The sequence below is a fragment of the Escherichia sp. WS1450 genome, from assembly GCF_046487395.1.
GTDB classification, from domain to species: domain Bacteria; phylum Pseudomonadota; class Gammaproteobacteria; order Enterobacterales; family Enterobacteriaceae; genus Escherichia; species Escherichia coli.
In genome coordinates this window covers 15,262-35,430 of the sequence record NZ_JBJQJO010000032.1, presented here as the reverse complement: position 1 = coordinate 35,430, position 20,169 = coordinate 15,262, and the positions used below count along the sequence as shown (strand labels likewise).

Below are 20,169 nucleotides of genomic sequence, written 5' to 3'. Positions count from 1 at the left end.
AAAGGCCAGGCCTCAGCATTTTATTATGGTGATCCCCTGGGCGAAATGCGCCTGGTAAGCAGAGTTTTTGAAATGTAAGGCCTTTGAATAAGACAAAAGGCTGCCTCATCGCTAACTTTGCAACAGTGCCCATCCCCACGGGTCAGCACCACGGCAAAAACGCATTCACTGTCCGGCACGTCTGTATCCAGCACTTCGCGGATAATTTCTTTAACAGTACAGTACATGTTCTCGTCTCCTTTACAGGGGCGGCATTGCCGCCCCGTCCGTTAATCAGTCCAGAGCCGCGTAAATCGCGTTGCATTCAGGGTGAAATTCGATGTGACGCCACAACTGCGCATCGCGCATCCGGTAAAGCTGGGTCAGTCCTGCATCCCCGCTGTCGTGGTACAGCCACAACTGGCGGTTAATCACAAGGGAAGTCAGAATTATGCCTGCGGCATCAGCACTCACGGTACGGTCAAACCAGTTTGCACCGTTCACCATGTGGAAACGGTCACCGTCCGGCATCATGTAACCACCACCGTCCGGCAGGCGGATGAAGTGCCAGAAGCCACCCTGATATTCCGGCATCATTTTTTGCGCCAGCGCGTACACATACGCCTCGGCATACAGAAAATCGTTGCCAAACAGGTAAGGCAGAAAAGACAGACGGTCGCACTCTTCAACATTCAGAGTGACAGGTTTCGCATACTGCATGATGTTTTCCTCCGTTGTTCACATATTCCGCGACACCGGGCGGTGCCGTGCCTCCATAAAAGCCGGGCGATAAGGCGGGGATGCAGGGGCGCAAGGGAAGCCGCAGCCTGACGCACTCGGCTGACGGGAGTTGGAGGGTGAAACCGCGAAATCTGAGCGGGTGAACGACCGGAAAATCACGGCAGACGGGAAGGAGGGACCGGGTGACCGCAGCGGCGAAGTGTACCCTTGCATCAACGCCAGCCCGGCTAAGATGGAGGCACGGCACCGCCTGCACACGACGCTGAGGCCACATAACTGAAAACCCACAAGGCCATGCCCTGCATGGCCGGGTAAAGCGGAGCTGGCGGCGATTTCCTTTGTGCTCTGTCCGGGGACCGCCATCGTCATCATTTCCGGATTTTTGCCAAGGCATCCATCATGCTGCGGATTTCATCCCGTGCCTCCAGGACAACTCCCGCAGAATATTGAGGTCAAACAAGCGGCGGGGCGGTTAACCCGATATTCACAGCACATACAGACCAGGCCACTTGCCAGGATATGCTCTACACACTCACTTACAGGCATTAATGGAATCGTAGTCTCACGCAGATAATCTGATCGACAATACGAGTGGGACCGTGGTCCCAAACTGATTATCAGACCGACAATACAAGTGGGACCGTGGTCCCAGGCCGATAATCAGACCGACAATACAAGTGGGACCGTGGTCCCAAACTGATTATCAGACCGACAATACAAATGGGACCGTGGTCCCAGATATAATATTCAGACCAGTTAGTTATGTTTTCTAGCCTGTGCTAAAGGAAATTAAGTAAAGACAGATAAATGTAGACTAAAACATGCCGCATCAAAGTGCCGTTTTTTCAAGTTCCTTAAGAATGGCTTCAATTTTCTCTATACACTCAGTTGGAACACGAGATCTATCTAGGTTTAGCACCATTTTATCGCCCTTGTACAACACTGTCGCTCCAGGAGCAAACTGATGTCGTGAGCTTAAGCTAGTTCTTGAGGCAGATGACGTTTTAAGCACAGATGTTAAAAGAGTGATGACTTCTTCAGCTTCAAATATCACCCCTGCTTTTTTCTGCTCGTGAAGGTTAGATGCCTGTTGCTTAAGTAATTCTTCTTTATCTGTAAAAGCTCTTTGAAGTGCATCACCTGACCGGGCAGATAGTTCACCAGGATGAGAAAAAAGAGCAACAACTGATTTTGGCAGTTTAGCTGTGTTTATACAGCGGGTAATAATCTTACGTGAAATATTTTCCGCATCAGCCAGCGCAGAAATATTTCCAGCAAATTCATTCTGTAATCGGCTTGCATAACGCTGACCACGTTCATAAGCACTTGTTGGGCGATAATCGTTACCCAATCTGGACAATGCAGCCATCTGCTCATCATCCAGCTCGCCAACCAGAACTCGAAAATCACTTTCTGTAAGTGCAGCAGCTTTACGGCGGCGGCTCCCATCGGCAATTTCTATGATCCCAGACACTCTTCGACCAAACGCTGGTGTCTGCTGACCTGTCAGTAGAAAAGAAGGGATAAGATCATCCAGGGCATCTTCAGTTAGCAGTTCCTGGTCACGTTCATTACCTGACCATACCCGAGAGGTCTTCTCAACACTATCTCCCCGGAGCACCTCAAGGGTAAATTTCACGTCCCGACCACATACAGGCAAAGTAATAGCATTGCCACGAGCCATAGCTCCTACGCGCGCAATTAACGAATCCACCATCGGTGCAGCTGGTGCCGATGACGAAGTATCTTCAAGCGGTTGAGTCTTAAGCGTATGTTTTGGAATTACAGGCGCACGCTTCATTATTTAATCTCCCAGCGTGGTTTAATCAAACGATCGAAAATTTCATTGCAGACAGGTTCCCAGATAGAAAGGGCATTTCTCCAGGCACCTGTTGAAGAGCGTTGATCAATAGCCTGTTCAAAAACAGTTCTCATCCGAATCTGACCTTTACCAACTTCATCCGTTTCACGTACAACATTTTTTAGAACCATGCTTCCCCAGGCGTCCCGAATTTGCTCCTCCATCCACGGGGACTGAGAACCATTACTATTACTGTATTTGGTAAGCAAAATACGTACATCAGGCTCGAACCCTTTAAGATCTACGTTCTTGAGCAGATCACGAAGCATATCGAAAAACTGCAGAGCGGAAGTGTAGTCGAACAACTCAGCAGGCGTGGGGACAATCAACACATCAGCAGCACATACGACATTAATCGTGCCGATACCCAGGTTAGGCGCGCTGTCAATGACAATGACATCATAGTCATGAGCGACGGTTTCAATGGCCAGCCGGAGCATCAGGTGTGGATCGGTGGGCAATTTACCTTCATCAAATTTGCCCATTAGCTCAGTTTCAATGCGGTGCAGAGCCAAACAGGAAGGAATAATGTCAAGCCCAGGCCAGCAAGTAGGCTTTATTGCATAAGTGACATCGTCCTTTTCCCCAAGATAGAAAGGAAGGAGAGTATCCTCTGCATGAATATGAAGATCTGGCACCCAGCCGTGATACATCGATGCTGTTCCCTGGGGGTCGTTACCTTCCACGAGCAGAACACGTAGTCCCTTCAGAGCCAGATCCTGAGCAAGATGAACAGAAACAGAGGTTTTGTAAACGCCCCCTTTATGAGCAGCAACTCCAATCACCGGCGGAAATACGTCTTCAGCACGTCGCAGTCTCGTACCAAACACGTCGCGCATATGATTAATTTGTTCAATTGTATAACCAACACGTTGCTCAACCCGCCCTCGTATTTCCATATCCGGGTGCGGTAGCCGGCCTGCTTTCTCGGCATCCCTGATAGCCTGAGAAGATACTCCAACTAAATCCGCTGCTTCACCTATTCTCCAGCGTCGGGTGATTTTCCTTGCTTCCGGACTGTCATCATTAAACTGTGCAATGGCGATAGCCTTCGTCATTTCATGACCAGCGTTTATGCACTGGTTAAGTGTTTCCATAAGCCTCATTCTGAACATCCTTTAATCATTGCTTTGCATTTTTTTATTAAATCTTGCATTTAATTGCAAAGCAACAATAAAATTGCAAAGTTGTTTAAAATAAGAGCAACAAAACAAAAAATATAAGAAGAACAAACACCTTATCGATTGGCATAGGGGGTAGCACAAGACTGCGCCCTGCTACACCACTCAGCATGCAGCTCCAACCGGGCAGTTCGAGAAGTTGAGGTTATGCGAGTCAAGGGAAGCCTAAAGCCAGCTCGCCTTGTTCCATCGCACCTCATATCAGATTCTTATTCATCGGTTCACGGGGTCATTCCGTGCTTCCTTCCCACGCTCGGTCACCCTCACACAGTTGCACTTCCTTTCGCTCGCTGTAGTCAGCTCGCGGGAGGGCTTTCACCTCCAAGATCGCGCCCATGCTGGGCGCACACATCCTACACACCCTGAAAAACGTGGAGGATGTCTAATTTATATTCCCCAGAACGTCAGATTAATAGCGTTTTTGATGTCATTTTCCCGGTGGCTGAAATCAGCTACTTCTTCTCCTATAACGGAGACCGGCACACTGGCCATATCGGTAGTCATCATGCGCCAGCTTTCCCCCCCGACATGCACCACCGGGTAAAGTTCACGGGAGACCTTATCTGATAACAGACGTGCACTGGCCTGGGGACCATAATCCGTCGTGTCAGCGCCAGTGATATAAGACAGTAATTCACCATTTGGATGGTCCGCTCCACCCAACATATTGTTTCCTTGAGGTTCTCACACCAGAAAGGACATCAGCATGCTGAGCAGAGAGGACTTTTACATGACAAAGCAAATGCGCCAGCAAGGTGCGTATATTGTTGATATTGCCACTCAGGTTGTTTGCTCTGAGCGGACTGTCATACGATACCTGAACCTCCAGCCAGAAAAACGCGCCACAAAATGGCCAAACTCAAGCTGTTCATGGGCTATATCGACATGCGTCAGGCTGAGAACGTCTGGAACGGCGAGGTCCTCCTGGTAGAAATCAAAGCGATGGGTTAAATCGGTGGTCGTTCCATGTTGCGTTACTACATCCAGCCCAAACGTAAGATGCAGCCGTCGAAGAAAACGGTTCACTTCGAAACTCAAGCCCGGTTACCAGCTACAGCATGACTGGGGAGAATTTGAGGCTGAGGTTACCGGGCAACGATGCAGGGTTAACTTCGCGGTTAATACACTGTGGTTCTCACGTCGCGTCCATGTCTTCGTGGCACCAAAGCAGGATGCTGAACATACCTATGAGTCACTAATCCGCGCCTTCCGCTACTTCAACGGCAGCGTGAGAACCGTGCTGGTCGATAACCAGAAGGCTGCGTTGCTGAAAAATAACAACGGGAAGGTGGTGTTAAACTCCGGGTTCCTGCTGCTGGACGATCACTATGGCTTCCTGCCACGGGCATGCCGTCCACGAAGGGCCAGAACCAAAGTTAAGGTGGAACGGATGGTGAAATACCTCAAGGAGAACTTCTTCGTCCGGTACCGCCGATTCGACAGTTTCGCCCATGTTAATCAGCTTCACTTCATGTTAAGTGATTTTATGACAGTTGGTTGGAAACCATCCGGATTGGGCTGCTGTCAGGTCTTCTCCCGGACCCGACCCGCGACTTTTCCCGATACTGGAACACCATCAGAAGTATTGTCAAACCTGCCTATCTGGCCAGCCCTCCCGTATTTCCAGAGCATGGTATGATGGACAGCCTGTTTGATTTTCGGATGCGCCAGAATACGCATACTGTCAGGGCTGGGAAACAATGCTCTCGATTATTTACTGAAAAAAGGTGATATCACTGACGCAGAATATCGGGCGGCTCTGGAAATCGATCCCCTGCAATCGATTTCTGTACACCTGCCGTATTCACAGACCTACCTCTGATAAAAAGGGCCAGTAACGCCCCTTTTCTTTTTCATAATGTTCTGATCAATCTTGCCGGGTTTCCTGCATAAATGCCTTTTTTCTCAATGTTTTTTACCACAACAGCCCCCGCACCAATAACAGCTCCGCTGCATATATACGGAGACAGAATAATGGCTCCACTGCCAACAGTAACCGAATCCCCTAGGATAATGCTGATCCAGTTATCCGGTGACGGATCTGGTGCTCCTGAGTGAAACAGATCGTTGGCGAACGTCACGTTATGACCAATGAAGCAGTTCTCACCCAGTGTTACGTTCTCACAAATAAACGTGTGCGACTGTATCCGGCTTCCACGACCAATGACACAGCCTTTCTGTATCTCAACGAAGGGTCCGACAAACACGTTGTCCCTGAGTTCACATTTATAAATGTTGACCGGTTTAACAATACGTACATTGGTTCCATAAATCACATCCCGGACAGTACATTCCATAAATTTCATACTCACACGTCCTTTAAATACAGATGACACTTGCCGGAATTATACCGCCCAGATTCACTCTCAATATTTCAGAATAGCTTATAAGCCGCACTTTTACCGATGCCCAGCAAAAAATCAGCTCTGGCTCCACTTCCACCAGAAATTTGATCTGCGCGCCGGGAAACACGCAGTTGGTAGTGGAACTGACGGACGCCGGCCGGGCCGTGGCACAGCCTCTGCTGCTGGCAGAAAAGGACCGCCTCCGGGCAGAACAGCGTGCGGCAGAAGTCGTCGTACTGCCGCTGGTCCCGGCAGCAGGTCTGCCCGCAGACGGCACTTCTGCCACTGATCTGGCGGTAGAGCTGAACGGCATAACGTATCAGGCCTGCCGTGGGGATTTTGTGGTGCGTCTCGACGGCAGCACCTGTCTGCAGTTATGGAATAAAGAAGGCAGAGTGGTACGCCGGGAGGGCGATCCGCTGGAAGTGGCGCAGTGGCTGCAGGCATGTCACGATGCAGGAATGGAGGTTCGCGTACAGATAAATGAAAGTGCCGCTCCGTAAGAACACGCCTGTGCACGGTTTACACATCATCCCATGGTGGCAGCCGGTTAACTTTCCTGCGCCACCAGTGGAAAGAGGCCATGCACAGTCCGGACAAAAAACCACCCGTGATACTTATAATAATGGCCTCGCCTGCCACCATTCCTGACGGCCCCCAGTAAATAAACCACATTGCACATCCCCAGGAAATGCCCCATAAGCCCCCCGTCAGCACCGTGACCTGCCAGAACGGCATAAAGGGTAATGGCGGAAGCCGGATACCCAGCCGCCATAGAATACGCAGAAGAGGAGGGGCATAATTGCTCCGCCACATCTTTTTGCTGTCCATCAGGGCAATGGCCCGGGCTTTTTTCTGCTCAAAAGTCACAGGAGCACCTCCGTTCCATGATGTAAACGTGACACAGCTTATTGTTATTGATTATTATTATCATGCTGTGGTTATGTTGTCATGCATCAGTACACTGACAAAAGTGCAAAAGAAAGGAAAACAGGCCGATGAACAGAAAATATTATTTTAATAATATGTGGTGGGGATGGGTGACGGGGGGATATATGCTGTATATGTCATGGGATTATGATTTTAAATACAGATTACTGTTCTGGTGTATTTCTCTCTGCGGAATGGTTTTGTATCCGGTTGCAAAATGGTATATTGAAGATACAGCTCTGAAATTTACCCGGCCTGATTTCTGGAACAGCGGTTTTTTTGCTGATACTCCCGGAAAAATGGGATTGCTTGCTGTTTATACGGGTACTGTTTTCCTATTATCTCTTCCGTTAAGTATGATATATATTCTTTCTGTTATTATAAAAAGGCTGTCTGTAAGATAGACAGCCTGTCTTATATTTTATTTAAATACCCCAGAACTTATTCGCTTTTTCCACTAGCGATTCATCAATCAGCGCACCGGTGACAGCCATCAGTAAACCATACCCGATAATGCCTAAAGCGCTTCCGGTAAGAATACTGAAGACCAGTGCAACAAGAGCCGTTGCGGCATTGCCTGCTATAATCGCTTCTGTTTTAACAAAAAGAGGACGCCAGTTCTCTGTCCGGACAGCCTTACCAAACTCAGTGATCCAGTCAGCAAGACTTGTAAATTTTCCTGCATATCCCAGTCCCCGACTGAATCTGTTCAGATTAGACGATATATCAGACAGCTTCACAGACTCAAGGGCTGCGGCAATCGCTGCACGATCTTTTGCATTAATTTTTTTGTTAATGTCAGCCCGGTACTTTTCATACGTTTTTAATGCCTCTTCAACATTACGTATTTTCTTCCCTTTAGCCTGCCCGGCCATCTCTCTGGCTAACTGCTCAGCTTTTGCACCATATTTTTCTGAAACTGATTTCAGGAACTCTGTTGTGAAATTAATTGCGTCTTTCGTTGCCTTCAGTTCATCCTGTTTTCTTTTCTCTTCCGCTATCTTCTGATTGATGCCGGCAAGCTGGTTACGGATATTCTCTTTTTCCTTCAACAGGGCATTAAGAGCGTCATTTGCATGCTTTTGCTCATTTGTTCTGGCACTGAGGTTATTTCTCGCCGAATTTACCGCAGATTCAGCAGAGGTGATTTTATTTCTGGCATCAAGCAATCTTTGCCGTAACTTATCCCATTCAGCAACTTCAGCATTATAAATTTTCTTGTCACCTTCCACATCCTCTGTCACCACCGGATTCCGGTCATTAAGAATATTGCGTTTATAATCCAGACCGGAATGGGTCAGAAGATAATTCAGGTTTGCACGGTTATCGATGAGCGCGCTGGTTGTGATTTTTATCGTACCGGCAAATCTCGGATCACCGCTCACAACAATAGAATGATTTGTTGATGAACGCCCCGGGAATTTTTCAGGGGAAACTATCGTTTTGCCGTCAGGTGTGTTTTTCTGTTGCGTCAGCTGTTGTTCAGCTCTGGTTAATGCATTACGGGCCGTGTTAAGCGATTCCGTCACTGAACTGAGTTTATTCCGGGCCTCTGAAATGGCCCTGTCATTCCGTGTCTGCTGCCCGAGCAGACGGGCCTGTTGTGCATCAAGAACGGCAAGGGCTGCCCCGCCATTTTTTTCCAGCTCTGACAACCGCGTGTCCAGAATACCTTTTCTGCGCTCGTATTCAGCAAGCATATCAGCGGCCTTCTTGTCTGTGTTCTGCGCATCCTTCTGCCGTTTTTCAGCCTGTTCGATTAACGACCTGGCCTCCCGGGGAGATATACGAAGAGAATCAGCATCAGCAAAGAGCATCCGGCTCTCTGTATGCAGCCGGAGGGCATCATATCCGGCGATTTCAGTACGGAATCCGTATTCTCTCAGCTCTGCCTGCAGGAGTCTGAACTCCTGTCGTGTAATATCAGCGGCATCTGCGTTTCCGGCACGGAGTGTTTTCAGTGTGTTTTCATCTTTTTCCCTTGCAGCAATCGCCGCAGAGAGGCGTTTTCCGGCTTCAGTACGCTTATTCTCATTTTCTTTCTGCTGCGCGCTGAGCGTGTTTTTGTACGCTGTGATTTCCTTGTCCCTTTTTTCGATATCACTTCGGGTTGGGGAATCATCGACCCACTCGTTTCCGCCCCAGATGGTTTTGTTCCCGAAGGAACTCCATGCAGGCGGGGTACCATGAAAGACATCGACACGTGGAGGGTTTACATAAATATCAACGGCCATAATTTCATGGCCATCTGAATCATACCCCAGCGATTCTGCACCGGGATTTGTAATACGTACAGGGTCAGACATTCGGTATCTCCTTCATCCGCTGAGGAAAACAAATGAAATAACTGCTTGTATACATGGATGCATATACAGTATTAATTTATTAAGGAGAAAATGGCATGTCAAGATTTAATGATAGTGATTATCATTAACATGATGAAGGGGGAGTTATACCGTTCGGAAAGCCTGCTAACGCTGTGGCAGCATCACAGTCTGAGTATTCTCAGGAGAAATACAAAAACCGGACATACCCCATAACAGCAACAATGTTTTTGCACTCAGCCACTGTCAGAAAAGAACTGAACGTTTTTCCGTCAACGGAGTAACACTGCCAGAACAACGCCTCTCTGAATACGATATAAATTACTCTATCGGAGCGACGTGAAGGGCCGCCTGATAAATCTTAGCCCTCCCCAGACTGCCAGTACTCTGCGTGGCCAGACAATCAGACGACGAGGTCTGGATTTCAGCGTATACAATGCAGCCACTCCAACTGCGGGAACGATAACATTACGCCACTGATATAATGACTGCCAGCCGCGGTCAACAGGCGACGTTATCCTGAGCCAGTCTGCCTTTAACAGGCCCAGTGCCTGTCGTTGTTGCTCAATCTGTTTTAACAGTTTCTGTTTTCGGTTCTCCTCTGTTTTCCGGGTATTCATTCATCATCCCTTTTCAGACAGTTCAGGTCTTCACTGAGTTGTTTACGGGTCTCTGATAGTATCCTGCTTCCGGCAGTCTTTTGTTTAATGAAAATCACAAAAAATAATGCAATAACCAGAAAAACAGCAGAAGCACCCCCTGATATAATCAGCCGATGCTCCGGTGAGACTGACAGCAAAATGAATATCAGAAGCGATACAACCCCAAATACAGTGAATATCAGAGTTAACCCCACCATCAGCAGCAACCCCAGAATATTTTTCTTTTCTTCTTCCAGCTCAATTGCAATAAGCTCAATGCGGGTATGAAATATTCCTGTAAGGGTGTTGAAGACACGGTGTATATTGTCTACCAGACTACGGGATGGTCCACGTGGCTGGATATTTCCTGTTCTCAAGACATCATCCTTTTTTGTTTAATCATTGTTCTGCTGAGCACGCTGCATGCTCCATTTTCCCCGGTCTGACCGGGGAAGGAGAATTATTCGCTCACCTTTTCACTTACAGCATCTCCGGCCTGCTGTGCCGCTTCTTTAGTCCTGTTCCAGGCTTTTTCGGTTGTTTCTTTGGTTCTGTTCCAGGCTTTCTGTGCATCTTCCTTTACCTTATCAGTTGTACTCACCTCTCCACCATTCCTGAGACGGTTCTCCGCCTGCTGTTGTTTTTCCTCAATACGATGTTCAGCCTTGTGCGCTGCTTCTTCTGCCCGGTTAGATATTTTTTCGGCCTGCTGACTGGCCTGGTTTTTTAAGCTCCCGGTATGAGTGGACGAATCAGCCAGTACGCCTGTTGATACCAGCAGGGCAGAAAGAAACAATGTTTTGAATGCATTCATACTTTACTCCTTATACAGATGAAACAATATTATCTGGCACAAAAATGCGGGCTGTTCGCCCGCATCTGATATTATTTTCGTCCGATGAGCAGACCAATCAGCAGGCCAACACCCGCGGCGATGGAAATTGCCGCGAAGGGATTATTTTCTACATTATTACGTACAACATCCGCCGCCTCCTGGGCAGCCTGACCACCCTGTGCAGCGATTTTACGGGCAGCACCTTTTACCTGATGTCCGCAATTATCGGTCAGTTCACCATATTTCTCCTGCACTTCTCCGGCTACTTCTTTGGCTTTATCTTCAACTTTCCCAAACATAATATACTCCTTCTGCATTATGAACTAAGATTTAATCCGATACATTTATATCGTCCACTGGTATTTAGCAACGCACGAGCCATGTATCCTCCTCACGTAAAGAGGGAAATATTAAATTCAACAATATGATTGTAGGTTGTTTTTATTCACCTGATACTCACCAGTCTATATCAGCAAAGCCGTGGCATTTTCATTAAATGCTCACTTCCAACAGTTCCCTGCACAATCACAGAACTCACGTAGTACACTGTCCTTATGGTCTCAATGGAGGAACATGAAATGGTTATCTCACAGGTTTAACAAGCAATCGCCATCAATAAATACTCTCAAACTGAAAAATAGTCCTGAATCTCTGGGAATAAAAACTCCAGAAGTTATACAGACAGCCATCTAAAGATATCTGTTAATAGATAACCATCAACTCCAACTCTTAGCAGGCAGTTCTGTTCGAATGTAGTGAACTAACCACTGATGCCGACACAGGAACAGTAAATTGTGTACTTAAATAATCGGTAAAATGCACAGGCCTGTATATCCGCCTCCTGCAGAAAACAATATCCCTGAGATTAACATGCCTCTGAAGATTACTCATAGTCTATTTCATCAGTATAAAACCGCGATAACTCAGAAATAACCTTATTGATATAATTTAATTTCTTAAGACAGGTAGTGAAGTAACCGTTATTTATATTGTGTCTTTCACAAATAACTTTTCTGGAAGCACCCTCAACAATATAATCATACAGAGCATTGATAATTCGTTGACTGTGTATGGACGAAATATCTATTAATAACCAGAATTGCTCCTCAGGTACTTTACCGGCTTCCAGAACACAATATGGACAACGCGAGTTCCTCTTTTTGAACGCCGATGTTATTATGTATGAATTATCCGTTTTCATTATCTTGTCCTCCATCTAATCATTTATAATGATAATCATATAGTCATATATAAAACAATACAATGAGGTTTAATAAAGACCTTACATAGAAATAATTCTTTTAGTATCAGATTCCTCCTGGTTTATATTTTATTTATATTAAATGATTTGATGCTATCAACCGCATATAATATCGCTCGTCGCTCCATCTCTTCTAAACTCATACTTCGAAAATCACCTTCGCCCTCTGAATAAAGAACACATTCAAATGTTGCCTCACCATTCAGCTCAAGTTGAACAACAACCTTATCAATAAGGTGACGATCGTAGCTTACATTTAAGTTTACTATCCGATGCCCATACATTTTACACCTGATCCTTATATTAAAATAGTTAGCTCCCTCCAAACAGACCCGAGGGAATAAATATCACTTACATATTTGCAGCTTTGTCATATATTTTTTATAAACTCCGTCATTCAAAATACTTTTTATGTGCAGATCCATTCTGTTATTTTCCCTTCAGTTACCAGGTAATTCAACAGGTGAAATGTATTGTTTAATCAATATTACTCAAAAAAGAGACATTAAGGAAAAACACAAACACTTCATCATTATTACTTATAATACCACTGATATGTTATAACATAACCAGGAATACTCTTAATACAAACCTGGGGGTCAGATTTCAGAGAACATCCATTGACAGTACAGCAGATCCTTCAAAGAGCCCGGCAACAGGCGAGTCGCTTTTAAAATTCACAGATAAAGGAACATCTGTTGTTCCTCTTATAGCTTTTACAGTCTTCTGGCTTTTATCATTATCAAACGACAACGTACAATAACCAGGACCACACTTTGTTTTATTTATCTGTCCGTCCTGCATATCTGCAGCTCTTATTGAAAAAAGAATATTCGCCGGAGCATTACATACTACAGATAAACTGGCATTTTTATTTATACCACCTCGCGCCTCATCAGGGGTTATTCTGTCACCAATATTAATACTGAGATACCTTGATGTAAGTTCACATTTGGATGTTATATGTATGGTAACATTATTTGTATTAACCGGACTGAATAATTTAATGGCACCGGCATATTCTGGCCAGCCTCCTCCTGATTGACCAGAGTATCTGCCTTTATTTTCTTCATAGGCAACCTTTAATGGTAATTGTAATGTATACACGCCTGGCCATGCTGTTCCTCTGTCAATCTCAATTTTTATATTTTCAATATTTGTCTGTGTAAATTTATATCTTTCTCCGACACGGTTACATCTTAAGATATTCTTCCATGTGAAGTATTGAGGTGGCGTTACTACAGTTTTCACTCCAGGCTCCTGACTACCTGCAAGTTCAAGATTAGTTACTATTCTGTATTTAAGACCTTCCTTTGTGTTTTGCCATTCATCAGGATACTGGAGCCAGTATCTGTAAACCCCGGAAACCGATGTAAAGCTGGGCATATCTTCTTCATACTGTCTTATTGCTGTCGAATATCCTCCAGCCTGTAAATTTAAAGAATAAACTGCAGAAGAGGAACCATCCATACTTGCATTAAGTGATGCCTTCGGCAAATTTTCATTTGCCCATAAAATATTACAGAACTTTTGAGAATAGGCATCCGGTGAGAACTGAATAAATAAAAAAAACAAAAAAACAATATATTTTCTTCTCATACCCCCCCCATGACTCAACCTCTTCAGTTATATATAATAAATATCTATCATGACTGTTGCTCTGAATACTCCTTTCTTTAGTTTGTTTTTACCGTATTTATATAGTGAAGCAATAAAAGTAAAATTTGAATATTCTTCGCCTTTCCCGCGTAAACCTGTGCTTATTGTGGCTGCATTATTTAATGACAAAGGTTTATTATTCCCTTCTTCATACAACAAAATCCCCAACCCTTCAATATCAGTAGCAACAACATCTGCATTTTCAATTATGGAAGCAGCTGTAATTGTTAACGATACATCCCCCTGATGATAAGGGCACCTGACCGGGACAATAATTTTCTTATCATATGTGCGAGAGTTTATCTTCTCTTCCTGAACATTCCCAAAATCAACATTCACAGGCTCTCCTGAGTTTATTTCACAAGGAGGTATAATAATTGTTCCATATATTCTCACAGGCACGTCAATTGCACGCACTGAATTTACGAAAGTAAATAAAACAAACAAAAATATAAATTTCCTTAACATACTCATCATACCCGATCAATATTATTATATCATTTTTCATTTAATCATATGACATCCTGATAAGAGCATTTTCCTCTCTGCCGACTTTCTCAGGACTTCGGATATGCGTCCCACATTCCAAATAAAATATCAACTGGTTCTCACCATCAGACAAAAACTTTCTTTTTGAAGGAAGATAACATGCTCTTCTCAGTAAATCAGACATTATAATTGATGCATTTACATATAATTTTCTGTTCCATTCTGAGAACGACTCCGGAACATTACCATAACCACAACCTGACATATTGATCTTAACTTTCTGTATATCACGTCGTTTCTTCCGTTCTGAAATTTGCACCTCATTAGTATCCAGCTGACACGGAGATGACACTAATGCCCCTTTGACATTCAGCGCTCCAGTCCTTCCGTTGTGCTCATTTACCCACTGATGGCGGCTTTCATCTGCTACGAAAAAATCATCCCACGTCAACAATTCATCAGCCTGTGAGACACCGTTCATACTGCAACTCCCCAGCACAACTGCCAGATAAAATCCTATTGTTGCCCTGTTCATCTCCGACACCTCCGGTCAGTTCGTTTTACTGCTTTCTTATTTCTTTACTGCAGTACAGCGACTTCCTGCACAGGAGAACTGCAGTACCGGACGTCCACCATAGTCATTGATATAACTCAGATAGGGTGTGCTGTATGTTCCTGATTTCACCATCTGCGTTGACTTTGGTGCCAGCATCACAGCATCAAATTCACCTTCTCTGGCCTGTTTTTCACTGCCGCCAATTCCAATTACCGTCACATAATACGGTGTCGGATTATCAATCTGATACCCTCCACCGGTCTTATTCAGCACCAGCTGGTCCTGCCATACTGCGTTGGGTTTTGCTTTAATAGATTCAGGCCGATAAAACAGTTTTATTTTTGTCTGCAGGGCTATCTGCAACACATTTGCCTTATCACTCTTCGGAGGAATTTCACGAAGGTTGAAATAGAACAGAGATTCCCGGTCCTGTGGCAGGCGGCTGATGTCAGGTGTACTGGTCAGACGAACCATACTCTTTGAGCCGGGTTCCAGACGCTGTACTGGCGGAGTGGCAATAATCGGGCCTGTGGTGATTTTTTCTTTCTTTTCATTCTCCACCCATGCCTGGGCCAGATAGGGAAGCTGTTTGTTATCATTGGCGATATTCAGTGTCATCGATTTCTCATCGCCATTAAAAATCGCACGTGTGCGGTCCAGGGAGATGGCAGCTTGGGCTGCAGGTACTGCGCTCAGACACGCTACCGCCATCAGCGTTTTTTTCAGCGCCGGTTTCATTTTCTGCATATTTTCTGCTCTCTGTTTCTTTACATTTTTCTGCCGGGATATACAGACGATCGCCGGCGTGTATAACGTCACTTCACCTGACGACAGGGCAGCAGCAACTGTTGTGCCGGGTCCGGATGTGCCGGGATGTCCACCACACACTGTGTCCGGCCGTCCCAGCCGACATTCAGGGTTTCACCCGGATTCACCCCGCTCAGCCAGGCCAGACCGCTGTCTGCCACCATCCCCAGTTCACGGCCTTTCGCATTTGTCACGCTGGCACCAAAGGGCGGATAGCTGTTATCAGACATCCGCAACACAGCAAACAGACGGCTACCTTTCAGAACTTCGAACTCACGATAACCAATGGCCCCTTCCGTCAGGACCGACTCCACCACCGAGCGGGTGGCTTCCATATCTTCCGGCAGCTTGTTCAGGTCTACTGATGTGGTGTTGCGGTAATAACTGCTCACATCCGTCACCACACCAATTCCCCACCGGTTGGTATAAACCCGACCACCGTCAACCGGCACACCTCCGACACCATCGGTATCCACCAGAAGACGGGTTCCTCCGTTCATCCCTCCGGCATGTAACGCGGCTCCTTTCATCGTGACCGTCGCCCCCCCCGATGCACTCATCCCGAATGAGCTGTATCCGTTCTCCACGGCAGAGAAACTGGCTGACAGATTTGTCAGGGAACCGTTATGGTTGTAATAGGCACTCATTTGCCGTTGTGACGGCTGACCACCGCCACTGTTCACGCCGGCATTCAGGCTGTAACTGCTCAGGCCGTTATTCAGTGTGTCGCTGTAACCCACCGTATTGGTGTAACGGTCGTTGCTCATGCTGCCGCTGTAGCTGGCCGTACCGGTTCCCCACGGCACGGACAGACGAACAAACGCCGAATCGTTATCCCGGTTCTGGTATTTCGAACGGGATGCAGATATTCCCAGCGCGATATTCTTAAAGCTGAACGCATCGAAGTAGCGGTTCACCGACAGCGTGTAATAGTCAGATGTCCGGCGGTCCCAGTAAGTCTGATGGCTGTACTGCAGGTTGACCGATGCCTTCCAGTCCTCGAAGTTCTTGTTGAGTGTGACGGTGTACAGCTCCTTCTCACGTCCCGTAAAATCATTCCGGTAACGGGCATTGAGGTACTGGTCCATCGTCATGTAATTGCGTTCAGAGAAGCGGTAACCCGCAAAAGTGATATCCGTATTCACTTCATCAAAACGTTTGGAATAGCTCAGACGCCAGGATTTTCCCTGTTTTGTGTCATAACCCGGTATACGGGCCACGGACTGGGTTACATCAGCGGAAACAGTACCGAACTCACTCAGGTCCCGGCCCAGCCCCACAGCCAGGGCGTTGTAATCCCCGGCAACGATACCGCCACCGTAAAGCGACCACTTGTTACTGATACCCCAGGATGCCTCACCGGCAGCAAAAACCGGTCCCTCCATGGTGTGTTCATAATTACGCGAACGACCGGAAACCAGCCGGTAACGAACCTGGCCCGGACGGGTCAGATACGGCACATATGCCGTGTCCACCTGGAACGTTTTTTTCCGCCCGTCCTGCTCGATAACCTCAACATCCAGGCGACCACGCACGGAGCTGTCCAGGTCCTGAATGGTGAACGGACCTGCCGGCACGGTGGAGTCATAAAGGATGCGTCCCTGCTGCGAAATCACGACACGCGCATTCGTATCCGCAATCCCTGAGACCTGCGGTGCATAACCGCGCAGTTTTGGCGGCAGCATGCGGTCATCACTTTCCAGACTGGCACCGGTGTAGCGCCAGGAGCTGAAAATCTCAGAATTGATGTAGTTCTCACCCAGTGTGAGATTTGCGCGCCAGCGCGGGATGGCGCGGTACATGTAGAAACGGCTCCAGGTGAACTGACTGTCCGTTCCCTGCCCGCTGCCGGTGGTGTGATTCAGGTTACCCTGATAGTCCGCACGCAGACGCCAGGCACCGAAGTTGGCCCCCGCAGTCCCGTTATAGCTCAGTGACTGTGACTGCTTTCCCTTGTGTGGCTTGTTCACCGTCCCGTTGATGTTGTAGTCAAACAACAGCCCCGGAATACCGTTATCCCAGCGAGACGGCGGCAGCCAGGAGGCGTCGGAATATTCCAGCCAGGCCTGCGGCATATTGATGTACAGCATCCCTTCTGCCGGATTCGGGCGTATCTCCACTCCGGATAACTGTCGGAAATCCGCACATTGTCCGTTATTCCAGTACGTAACTTTTTCCTGTGACGCCTCAGTCAGTCCCATCCGGCTGACTATCTCCGGTGTCAGGCAGGGTTCTGGTAACGGTTTCTCGTTATCCGAATCCGAAAAAGGTGGTTCAAGAAACGCAATCTGAAATGCCGATGGTGAAATATCCTGGTCATTAACCCTGATTTCCATCTGATACTGTCCGGGCATAATATAGCCGGCCCGGGAGAACCGGGAAAAATCAATATTCTGTCTGTCTGCGGCATCCAGAACATCCGTATTAAAATCGACGGCATAGACAGGCACTCCTGCCAGAGAAAGCATCAATGAATACGTAATAAAATTGATGGTAAAAGTCGATTTATTTTTTTTCATTATATGCAGCCGATTTAATACAAAAACACTTTGAGGGGCGCAACTAACTCTCTTCAACATTCAGGAATGTATTATTAACACTGTCGCTGATAGCAGTGAGCCCGGCTACTCCGGTTGTATTTATTCGTAGTCCAGTTTAAAACGCAATGCAGCGTAGTAATCGCCAGCCTTTAATGGATAACCATTTCTGACAATGCGAAGAGAATAGTCAAGCCCGTCTTCATTCCCCCTGAGAATTAAAGGTGGCATGCTTTTTCCTGCTCTCGCCGGATATCCGTAATTATCCATAATCTGCAGATTTATACCTTCAGCCTGACCTGTCAGCGAGAATTTGTCCGGTGTTTCTCCGGGAATGCCATCAAAAGTCACACGCACCCGGGTTGCCGTATAGACCTGCTTTCCTGCACCTGCAAGCTCACAGTTGCGTAGCCGTAGCCGGAATTTTTTCTCGGGACCGGCAGGGCTGTTCTGTAAGTCCCTGAGTGGCGTGGTTCCCATATCAATTTCCTGCCAGGCATCCTCCATAGCCAGCGTACAGGCAGGAGCGATAACCTGCCCTTTAAAGCTGGCCCGCCCATCCCACCAGACGTGTTCTTCTCCCCAGTACTCGGGCAAAGTCATCCCCGGTGGTGGAAAAGAACCTGATGGCAGGGCCTGAGCCATCGCACACCAGAAAAACGGTACCGAAATGATCATGCGCCAGAACATGCGGCATTCCTTACTTCTCACTGGCAATTGTACGGGGACATATTCCCCGCACATATCAGATATCTCAAACAGAATTGCCCAACATATTACTCGTAGGCCAGATTGAAGTTAGCAACAGCGGTAAAATCGCCTTCTTTCAGGGTGCCACCAGTAGCTTTTTTAACCCAAGTACTGTAGCGCAGGGTATTATCACCTTCTTTAACTTTTGTCGCGGAACCTGCTGTACCATCAAATGAAACCAGGCTGCCATTCGCAGCTGAGACAACTATTGCAGTCCCTGTATCACCAGTAGTACCTAACTCCTGATTCTGTCCATTGATTGTTGTACCAGTAAAAGAAACTTTCACACCATTGGTCAGTTTTCCGATTTCTGTGGCATCGCAGTTAACTAACTTGATATCCAGATCTTTTTTTACGGAAATTCCGTCTGCATTCAAATGTGCTTTAGAAATCTGGCCGAAATTAATTGTCTGATCTGCTGATTCTTGTGCAATACCACAAGGAGCATCAATTACTGTACCTTTGAAGTTAATAACGCCCTGTCCCTGATTAGCAGCATTAACGCCAAATGAAACAGTAGAAGCAAGCATGGTTGCAATAATAACTTTATTCATATAACAAAACCCTGAGTTGAAAAAAATACATTTTATTGAGTGGCAAAAATTCTGTCACTCAACAAAAAGTACTTTTATGTCTCATAAAAGAATGTGAATAGTTAATTATCACACGTTAAGAAGTTCGTATATTCTGCTTCACATCAAAACTCAGCTTTTCTTATTTTTGGTTAATTTTATTCAGAATTAAAAAAATCACAATAATAATGATTTATCATCGCAATTCATTTTTACAGAATAAATAACCAGAAGCAAGTTATAACAAAGAGATATTTTCTATATTTTTCGATTTATTGCGAATAAAACACCTATAATAATAGATATTCTCAGAGTAAAAAAATATGACAATCTTCTGTTTTACATCAAAAATTGCAATAAAAGACCAAAAAATACAAAATATATTTTTGTATAAAATTTGTTTTATTATTTCTTTATTTTCTGTTCCTGCGCCATTGTGTTTTGGGAGCCAGCAGGGGGCACAGTGAAACCGATATTGTACAGAAAGTACAGTAATTACAGTGTGTTACCTGCAGAGAGGCTATCAGATTTCTGCTCCGGTATAGCAATCAAAAAAACAGTGCTCGCCGCAGACCGGTGACCGGGCGAAGCCCGCGAACCGGCGAGGAAGCGCAATGTATCTGTAGTTACAGTGAGCAGGTACGCCCTGAAGCCCTTTCATAAAACGGTTGTGTGCGCTGTCCTTCTGGAATGATTTATCC

At 46.2% G+C, this 20,169-nt stretch carries 19 protein-coding genes and 6 pseudogenes; 4 read left to right on the top strand and 21 right to left on the bottom strand.

From position 1 onward, the window contains the following. Positions 1-78 (top strand): annotated as a pseudogene (locus ACJHYR_RS24430) (IS6 family transposase); the annotation flags it as partial. A 53-nt stretch (positions 79-131) separates the two neighbouring features. Here ACJHYR_RS24430 and ACJHYR_RS24425 read toward each other — a convergent pair. The 6 genes and pseudogenes from ACJHYR_RS24425 to ACJHYR_RS24400 all read right to left on the bottom strand — a co-directional run. Then, a pseudogene (locus ACJHYR_RS24425) lies at positions 132-227 on the bottom strand (hypothetical protein); the annotation flags it as partial. Positions 228-273: 46 nt separating this feature from the next. Continuing rightward, a complete protein-coding gene (locus ACJHYR_RS24420) occupies positions 274-699 on the bottom strand; it encodes an antirestriction protein (protein WP_001198928.1) in 426 nt (141 codons plus the stop codon). Positions 700-1,088: 389 nt separating this feature from the next. Next, positions 1,089-1,263: pseudogene (locus tag ACJHYR_RS24415) on the bottom strand (hypothetical protein); the annotation flags it as partial. Between the two features lie 286 nt (positions 1,264-1,549). Then, positions 1,550-2,521: a ParB/RepB/Spo0J family plasmid partition protein gene (locus ACJHYR_RS24410; RefSeq protein ID WP_001519995.1), complete on the bottom strand. Its 972-nt coding sequence runs from the start codon at positions 2,519-2,521 to the stop codon at positions 1,550-1,552. Beyond that, positions 2,521-3,687, bottom strand: coding sequence for a plasmid-partitioning protein SopA (sopA, locus tag ACJHYR_RS24405; protein WP_001519994.1), 1,167 nt, complete (start codon positions 3,685-3,687; stop codon positions 2,521-2,523). The genes ACJHYR_RS24410 and sopA overlap by 1 nt, the downstream gene beginning before the upstream one ends. Positions 3,688-4,149: 462 nt before the next feature. Further along, positions 4,150-4,353: pseudogene (locus ACJHYR_RS24400) on the bottom strand (CcdB family protein); the annotation flags it as partial. A 115-nt stretch (positions 4,354-4,468) separates the two neighbouring features. On the opposite strand from ACJHYR_RS24400, the pseudogene istA reads away from it, so the two are divergent. Then, positions 4,469-5,227: pseudogene (gene istA / locus ACJHYR_RS24395) on the top strand (IS21 family transposase); the annotation flags it as partial. 388 nt (positions 5,228-5,615) lie between these two features. On the opposite strand, the gene ACJHYR_RS24390 reads toward istA, so the two are convergent. Next, positions 5,616-6,068 carry an acyltransferase gene (locus ACJHYR_RS24390; protein ID WP_001519992.1) on the bottom strand — a complete coding sequence of 151 codons (453 nt, stop codon included), beginning with the start codon at positions 6,066-6,068 and terminating at the stop codon, positions 5,616-5,618. Positions 6,069-6,229: 161 nt separating this feature from the next. On the opposite strand from ACJHYR_RS24390, the pseudogene ACJHYR_RS24385 reads away from it, so the two are divergent. After that, positions 6,230-6,610 (top strand): annotated as a pseudogene (locus ACJHYR_RS24385) (hypothetical protein); the annotation flags it as partial. A 19-nt stretch (positions 6,611-6,629) separates the two neighbouring features. On the opposite strand, the gene ACJHYR_RS24380 reads toward ACJHYR_RS24385, so the two are convergent. Continuing rightward, entirely contained in the window at positions 6,630-6,977 is a 348-nt protein-coding gene (locus ACJHYR_RS24380) for a DUF6404 family protein (protein WP_000142451.1), read from the bottom strand. A gap of 128 nt (positions 6,978-7,105) precedes the next feature. Here ACJHYR_RS24380 and ACJHYR_RS24375 point away from each other — a divergent pair, with 128 nt between their 5' ends. Further along, positions 7,106-7,441 carry a colicin 1A immunity protein gene (locus ACJHYR_RS24375; RefSeq protein ID WP_029400677.1) on the top strand — a complete coding sequence of 112 codons (336 nt, stop codon included), beginning with the start codon at positions 7,106-7,108 and terminating at the stop codon, positions 7,439-7,441. 21 nt (positions 7,442-7,462) lie between these two features. Here ACJHYR_RS24375 and ACJHYR_RS24370 read toward each other — a convergent pair whose 3' ends face one another. From ACJHYR_RS24370 to ACJHYR_RS24310, 13 genes are all read right to left on the bottom strand, one after another. After that, on the bottom strand, positions 7,463-8,737 hold the full coding sequence (locus ACJHYR_RS24370) for a colicin Ia central receptor-binding domain-containing protein (RefSeq protein ID WP_271171360.1): 1,275 nt from the start codon (positions 8,735-8,737) through the stop codon (positions 7,463-7,465). A gap of 950 nt (positions 8,738-9,687) precedes the next feature. Further along, positions 9,688-9,981, bottom strand: coding sequence for a YqjK-like family protein (locus ACJHYR_RS24365; protein ID WP_029400272.1), 294 nt, complete (start codon positions 9,979-9,981; stop codon positions 9,688-9,690). After that, positions 9,978-10,379 (bottom strand): phage holin family protein, encoded by a 402-nt coding sequence (locus ACJHYR_RS24360; protein ID WP_029400271.1) that lies wholly within the window; start codon positions 10,377-10,379, stop codon positions 9,978-9,980. Before ACJHYR_RS24360 ends, ACJHYR_RS24365 begins: the two co-directional genes overlap by 4 nt. An 83-nt stretch (positions 10,380-10,462) precedes the next feature. Continuing rightward, positions 10,463-10,816 (bottom strand): hypothetical protein, encoded by a 354-nt coding sequence (locus tag ACJHYR_RS24355; protein WP_000990989.1) that lies wholly within the window; start codon positions 10,814-10,816, stop codon positions 10,463-10,465. Between the two features lie 71 nt (positions 10,817-10,887). Next, the gene (locus ACJHYR_RS24350; protein WP_000467268.1) at positions 10,888-11,136 is read right to left on the bottom strand and encodes a YqjD family protein; all 249 of its coding nucleotides are present in this window, start codon (positions 11,134-11,136) and stop codon (positions 10,888-10,890) included. A gap of 584 nt (positions 11,137-11,720) precedes the next feature. After that, a complete protein-coding gene (locus ACJHYR_RS24345) occupies positions 11,721-12,038 on the bottom strand; it encodes a PapB/FocB family fimbrial expression transcriptional regulator (protein ID WP_000845366.1) in 318 nt (105 codons plus the stop codon). Between the two features lie 666 nt (positions 12,039-12,704). Continuing rightward, complete coding sequence (locus tag ACJHYR_RS24340) at positions 12,705-13,697, bottom strand: nuclease PIN (RefSeq protein WP_072837584.1); 993 nt, start codon at positions 13,695-13,697, stop codon at positions 12,705-12,707. Between the two features lie 27 nt (positions 13,698-13,724). Continuing rightward, positions 13,725-14,225, bottom strand: a complete 501-nt coding sequence (locus ACJHYR_RS24335) for a fimbrial protein (RefSeq protein WP_161954508.1) — start codon at positions 14,223-14,225, stop codon at positions 13,725-13,727. Between the two features lie 40 nt (positions 14,226-14,265). Next, positions 14,266-14,781, bottom strand: a complete 516-nt coding sequence (locus tag ACJHYR_RS24330; RefSeq protein ID WP_001077949.1) for a pilus-assembly fibrillin subunit — start codon at positions 14,779-14,781, stop codon at positions 14,266-14,268. Positions 14,782-14,817: 36 nt separating this feature from the next. Further along, positions 14,818-15,549 carry a molecular chaperone gene (locus ACJHYR_RS24325; RefSeq protein WP_001171047.1) on the bottom strand — a complete coding sequence of 244 codons (732 nt, stop codon included), beginning with the start codon at positions 15,547-15,549 and terminating at the stop codon, positions 14,818-14,820. A gap of 68 nt (positions 15,550-15,617) precedes the next feature. After that, positions 15,618-18,128 (bottom strand): fimbria/pilus outer membrane usher protein, encoded by a 2,511-nt coding sequence (locus tag ACJHYR_RS24320; RefSeq protein ID WP_072837583.1) that lies wholly within the window; start codon positions 18,126-18,128, stop codon positions 15,618-15,620. A gap of 120 nt (positions 18,129-18,248) precedes the next feature. Beyond that, positions 18,249-18,836, bottom strand: a complete 588-nt coding sequence (locus ACJHYR_RS24315) for a fimbrial protein (RefSeq protein ID WP_001297837.1) — start codon at positions 18,834-18,836, stop codon at positions 18,249-18,251. 86 nt (positions 18,837-18,922) lie between these two features. Then, positions 18,923-19,450, bottom strand: a complete 528-nt coding sequence (locus ACJHYR_RS24310) for a fimbrial protein (protein WP_001045099.1) — start codon at positions 19,448-19,450, stop codon at positions 18,923-18,925. Positions 19,451-20,169 lie beyond the last annotated feature (719 nt).

Excerpts from the sequence above, each read along its gene's own strand:
- ACJHYR_RS24420 (WP_001198928.1), bottom strand. The coding sequence starts at position 699 with ATGCAGTATGCGAAACCTGTCACTCTGAATGTTGAAGAGTGCGACCGT.
- ACJHYR_RS24410 (WP_001519995.1), bottom strand. The coding sequence starts at position 2,521 with ATGAAGCGTGCGCCTGTAATTCCAAAACATACGCTTAAGACTCAACCG.
- sopA (WP_001519994.1), bottom strand. The coding sequence starts at position 3,687 with ATGAGGCTTATGGAAACACTTAACCAGTGCATAAACGCTGGTCATGAA.
- ACJHYR_RS24390 (WP_001519992.1), bottom strand. The coding sequence starts at position 6,068 with ATGAAATTTATGGAATGTACTGTCCGGGATGTGATTTATGGAACCAAT.
- ACJHYR_RS24375 (WP_029400677.1), top strand. The coding sequence starts at position 7,106 with ATGAACAGAAAATATTATTTTAATAATATGTGGTGGGGATGGGTGACG.
- ACJHYR_RS24370 (WP_271171360.1), bottom strand. The coding sequence starts at position 8,737 with ATGCTTGCTGAATACGAGCGCAGAAAAGGTATTCTGGACACGCGGTTG.
- ACJHYR_RS24365 (WP_029400272.1), bottom strand. The coding sequence starts at position 9,981 with ATGAATACCCGGAAAACAGAGGAGAACCGAAAACAGAAACTGTTAAAA.
- ACJHYR_RS24355 (WP_000990989.1), bottom strand. The coding sequence starts at position 10,816 with ATGAATGCATTCAAAACATTGTTTCTTTCTGCCCTGCTGGTATCAACA.
- ACJHYR_RS24350 (WP_000467268.1), bottom strand. The coding sequence starts at position 11,136 with ATGTTTGGGAAAGTTGAAGATAAAGCCAAAGAAGTAGCCGGAGAAGTG.
- ACJHYR_RS24345 (WP_000845366.1), bottom strand. The coding sequence starts at position 12,038 with ATGAAAACGGATAATTCATACATAATAACATCGGCGTTCAAAAAGAGG.
- ACJHYR_RS24340 (WP_072837584.1), bottom strand. The coding sequence starts at position 13,697 with ATGAGAAGAAAATATATTGTTTTTTTGTTTTTTTTATTTATTCAGTTC.
- ACJHYR_RS24335 (WP_161954508.1), bottom strand. The coding sequence starts at position 14,225 with ATGTTAAGGAAATTTATATTTTTGTTTGTTTTATTTACTTTCGTAAAT.
- ACJHYR_RS24330 (WP_001077949.1), bottom strand. The coding sequence starts at position 14,781 with ATGAACAGGGCAACAATAGGATTTTATCTGGCAGTTGTGCTGGGGAGT.
- ACJHYR_RS24325 (WP_001171047.1), bottom strand. The coding sequence starts at position 15,549 with ATGCAGAAAATGAAACCGGCGCTGAAAAAAACGCTGATGGCGGTAGCG.
- ACJHYR_RS24320 (WP_072837583.1), bottom strand. The coding sequence starts at position 18,128 with ATGAAAAAAAATAAATCGACTTTTACCATCAATTTTATTACGTATTCA.
- ACJHYR_RS24315 (WP_001297837.1), bottom strand. The coding sequence starts at position 18,836 with ATGTTCTGGCGCATGATCATTTCGGTACCGTTTTTCTGGTGTGCGATG.
- ACJHYR_RS24310 (WP_001045099.1), bottom strand. The coding sequence starts at position 19,450 with ATGAATAAAGTTATTATTGCAACCATGCTTGCTTCTACTGTTTCATTT.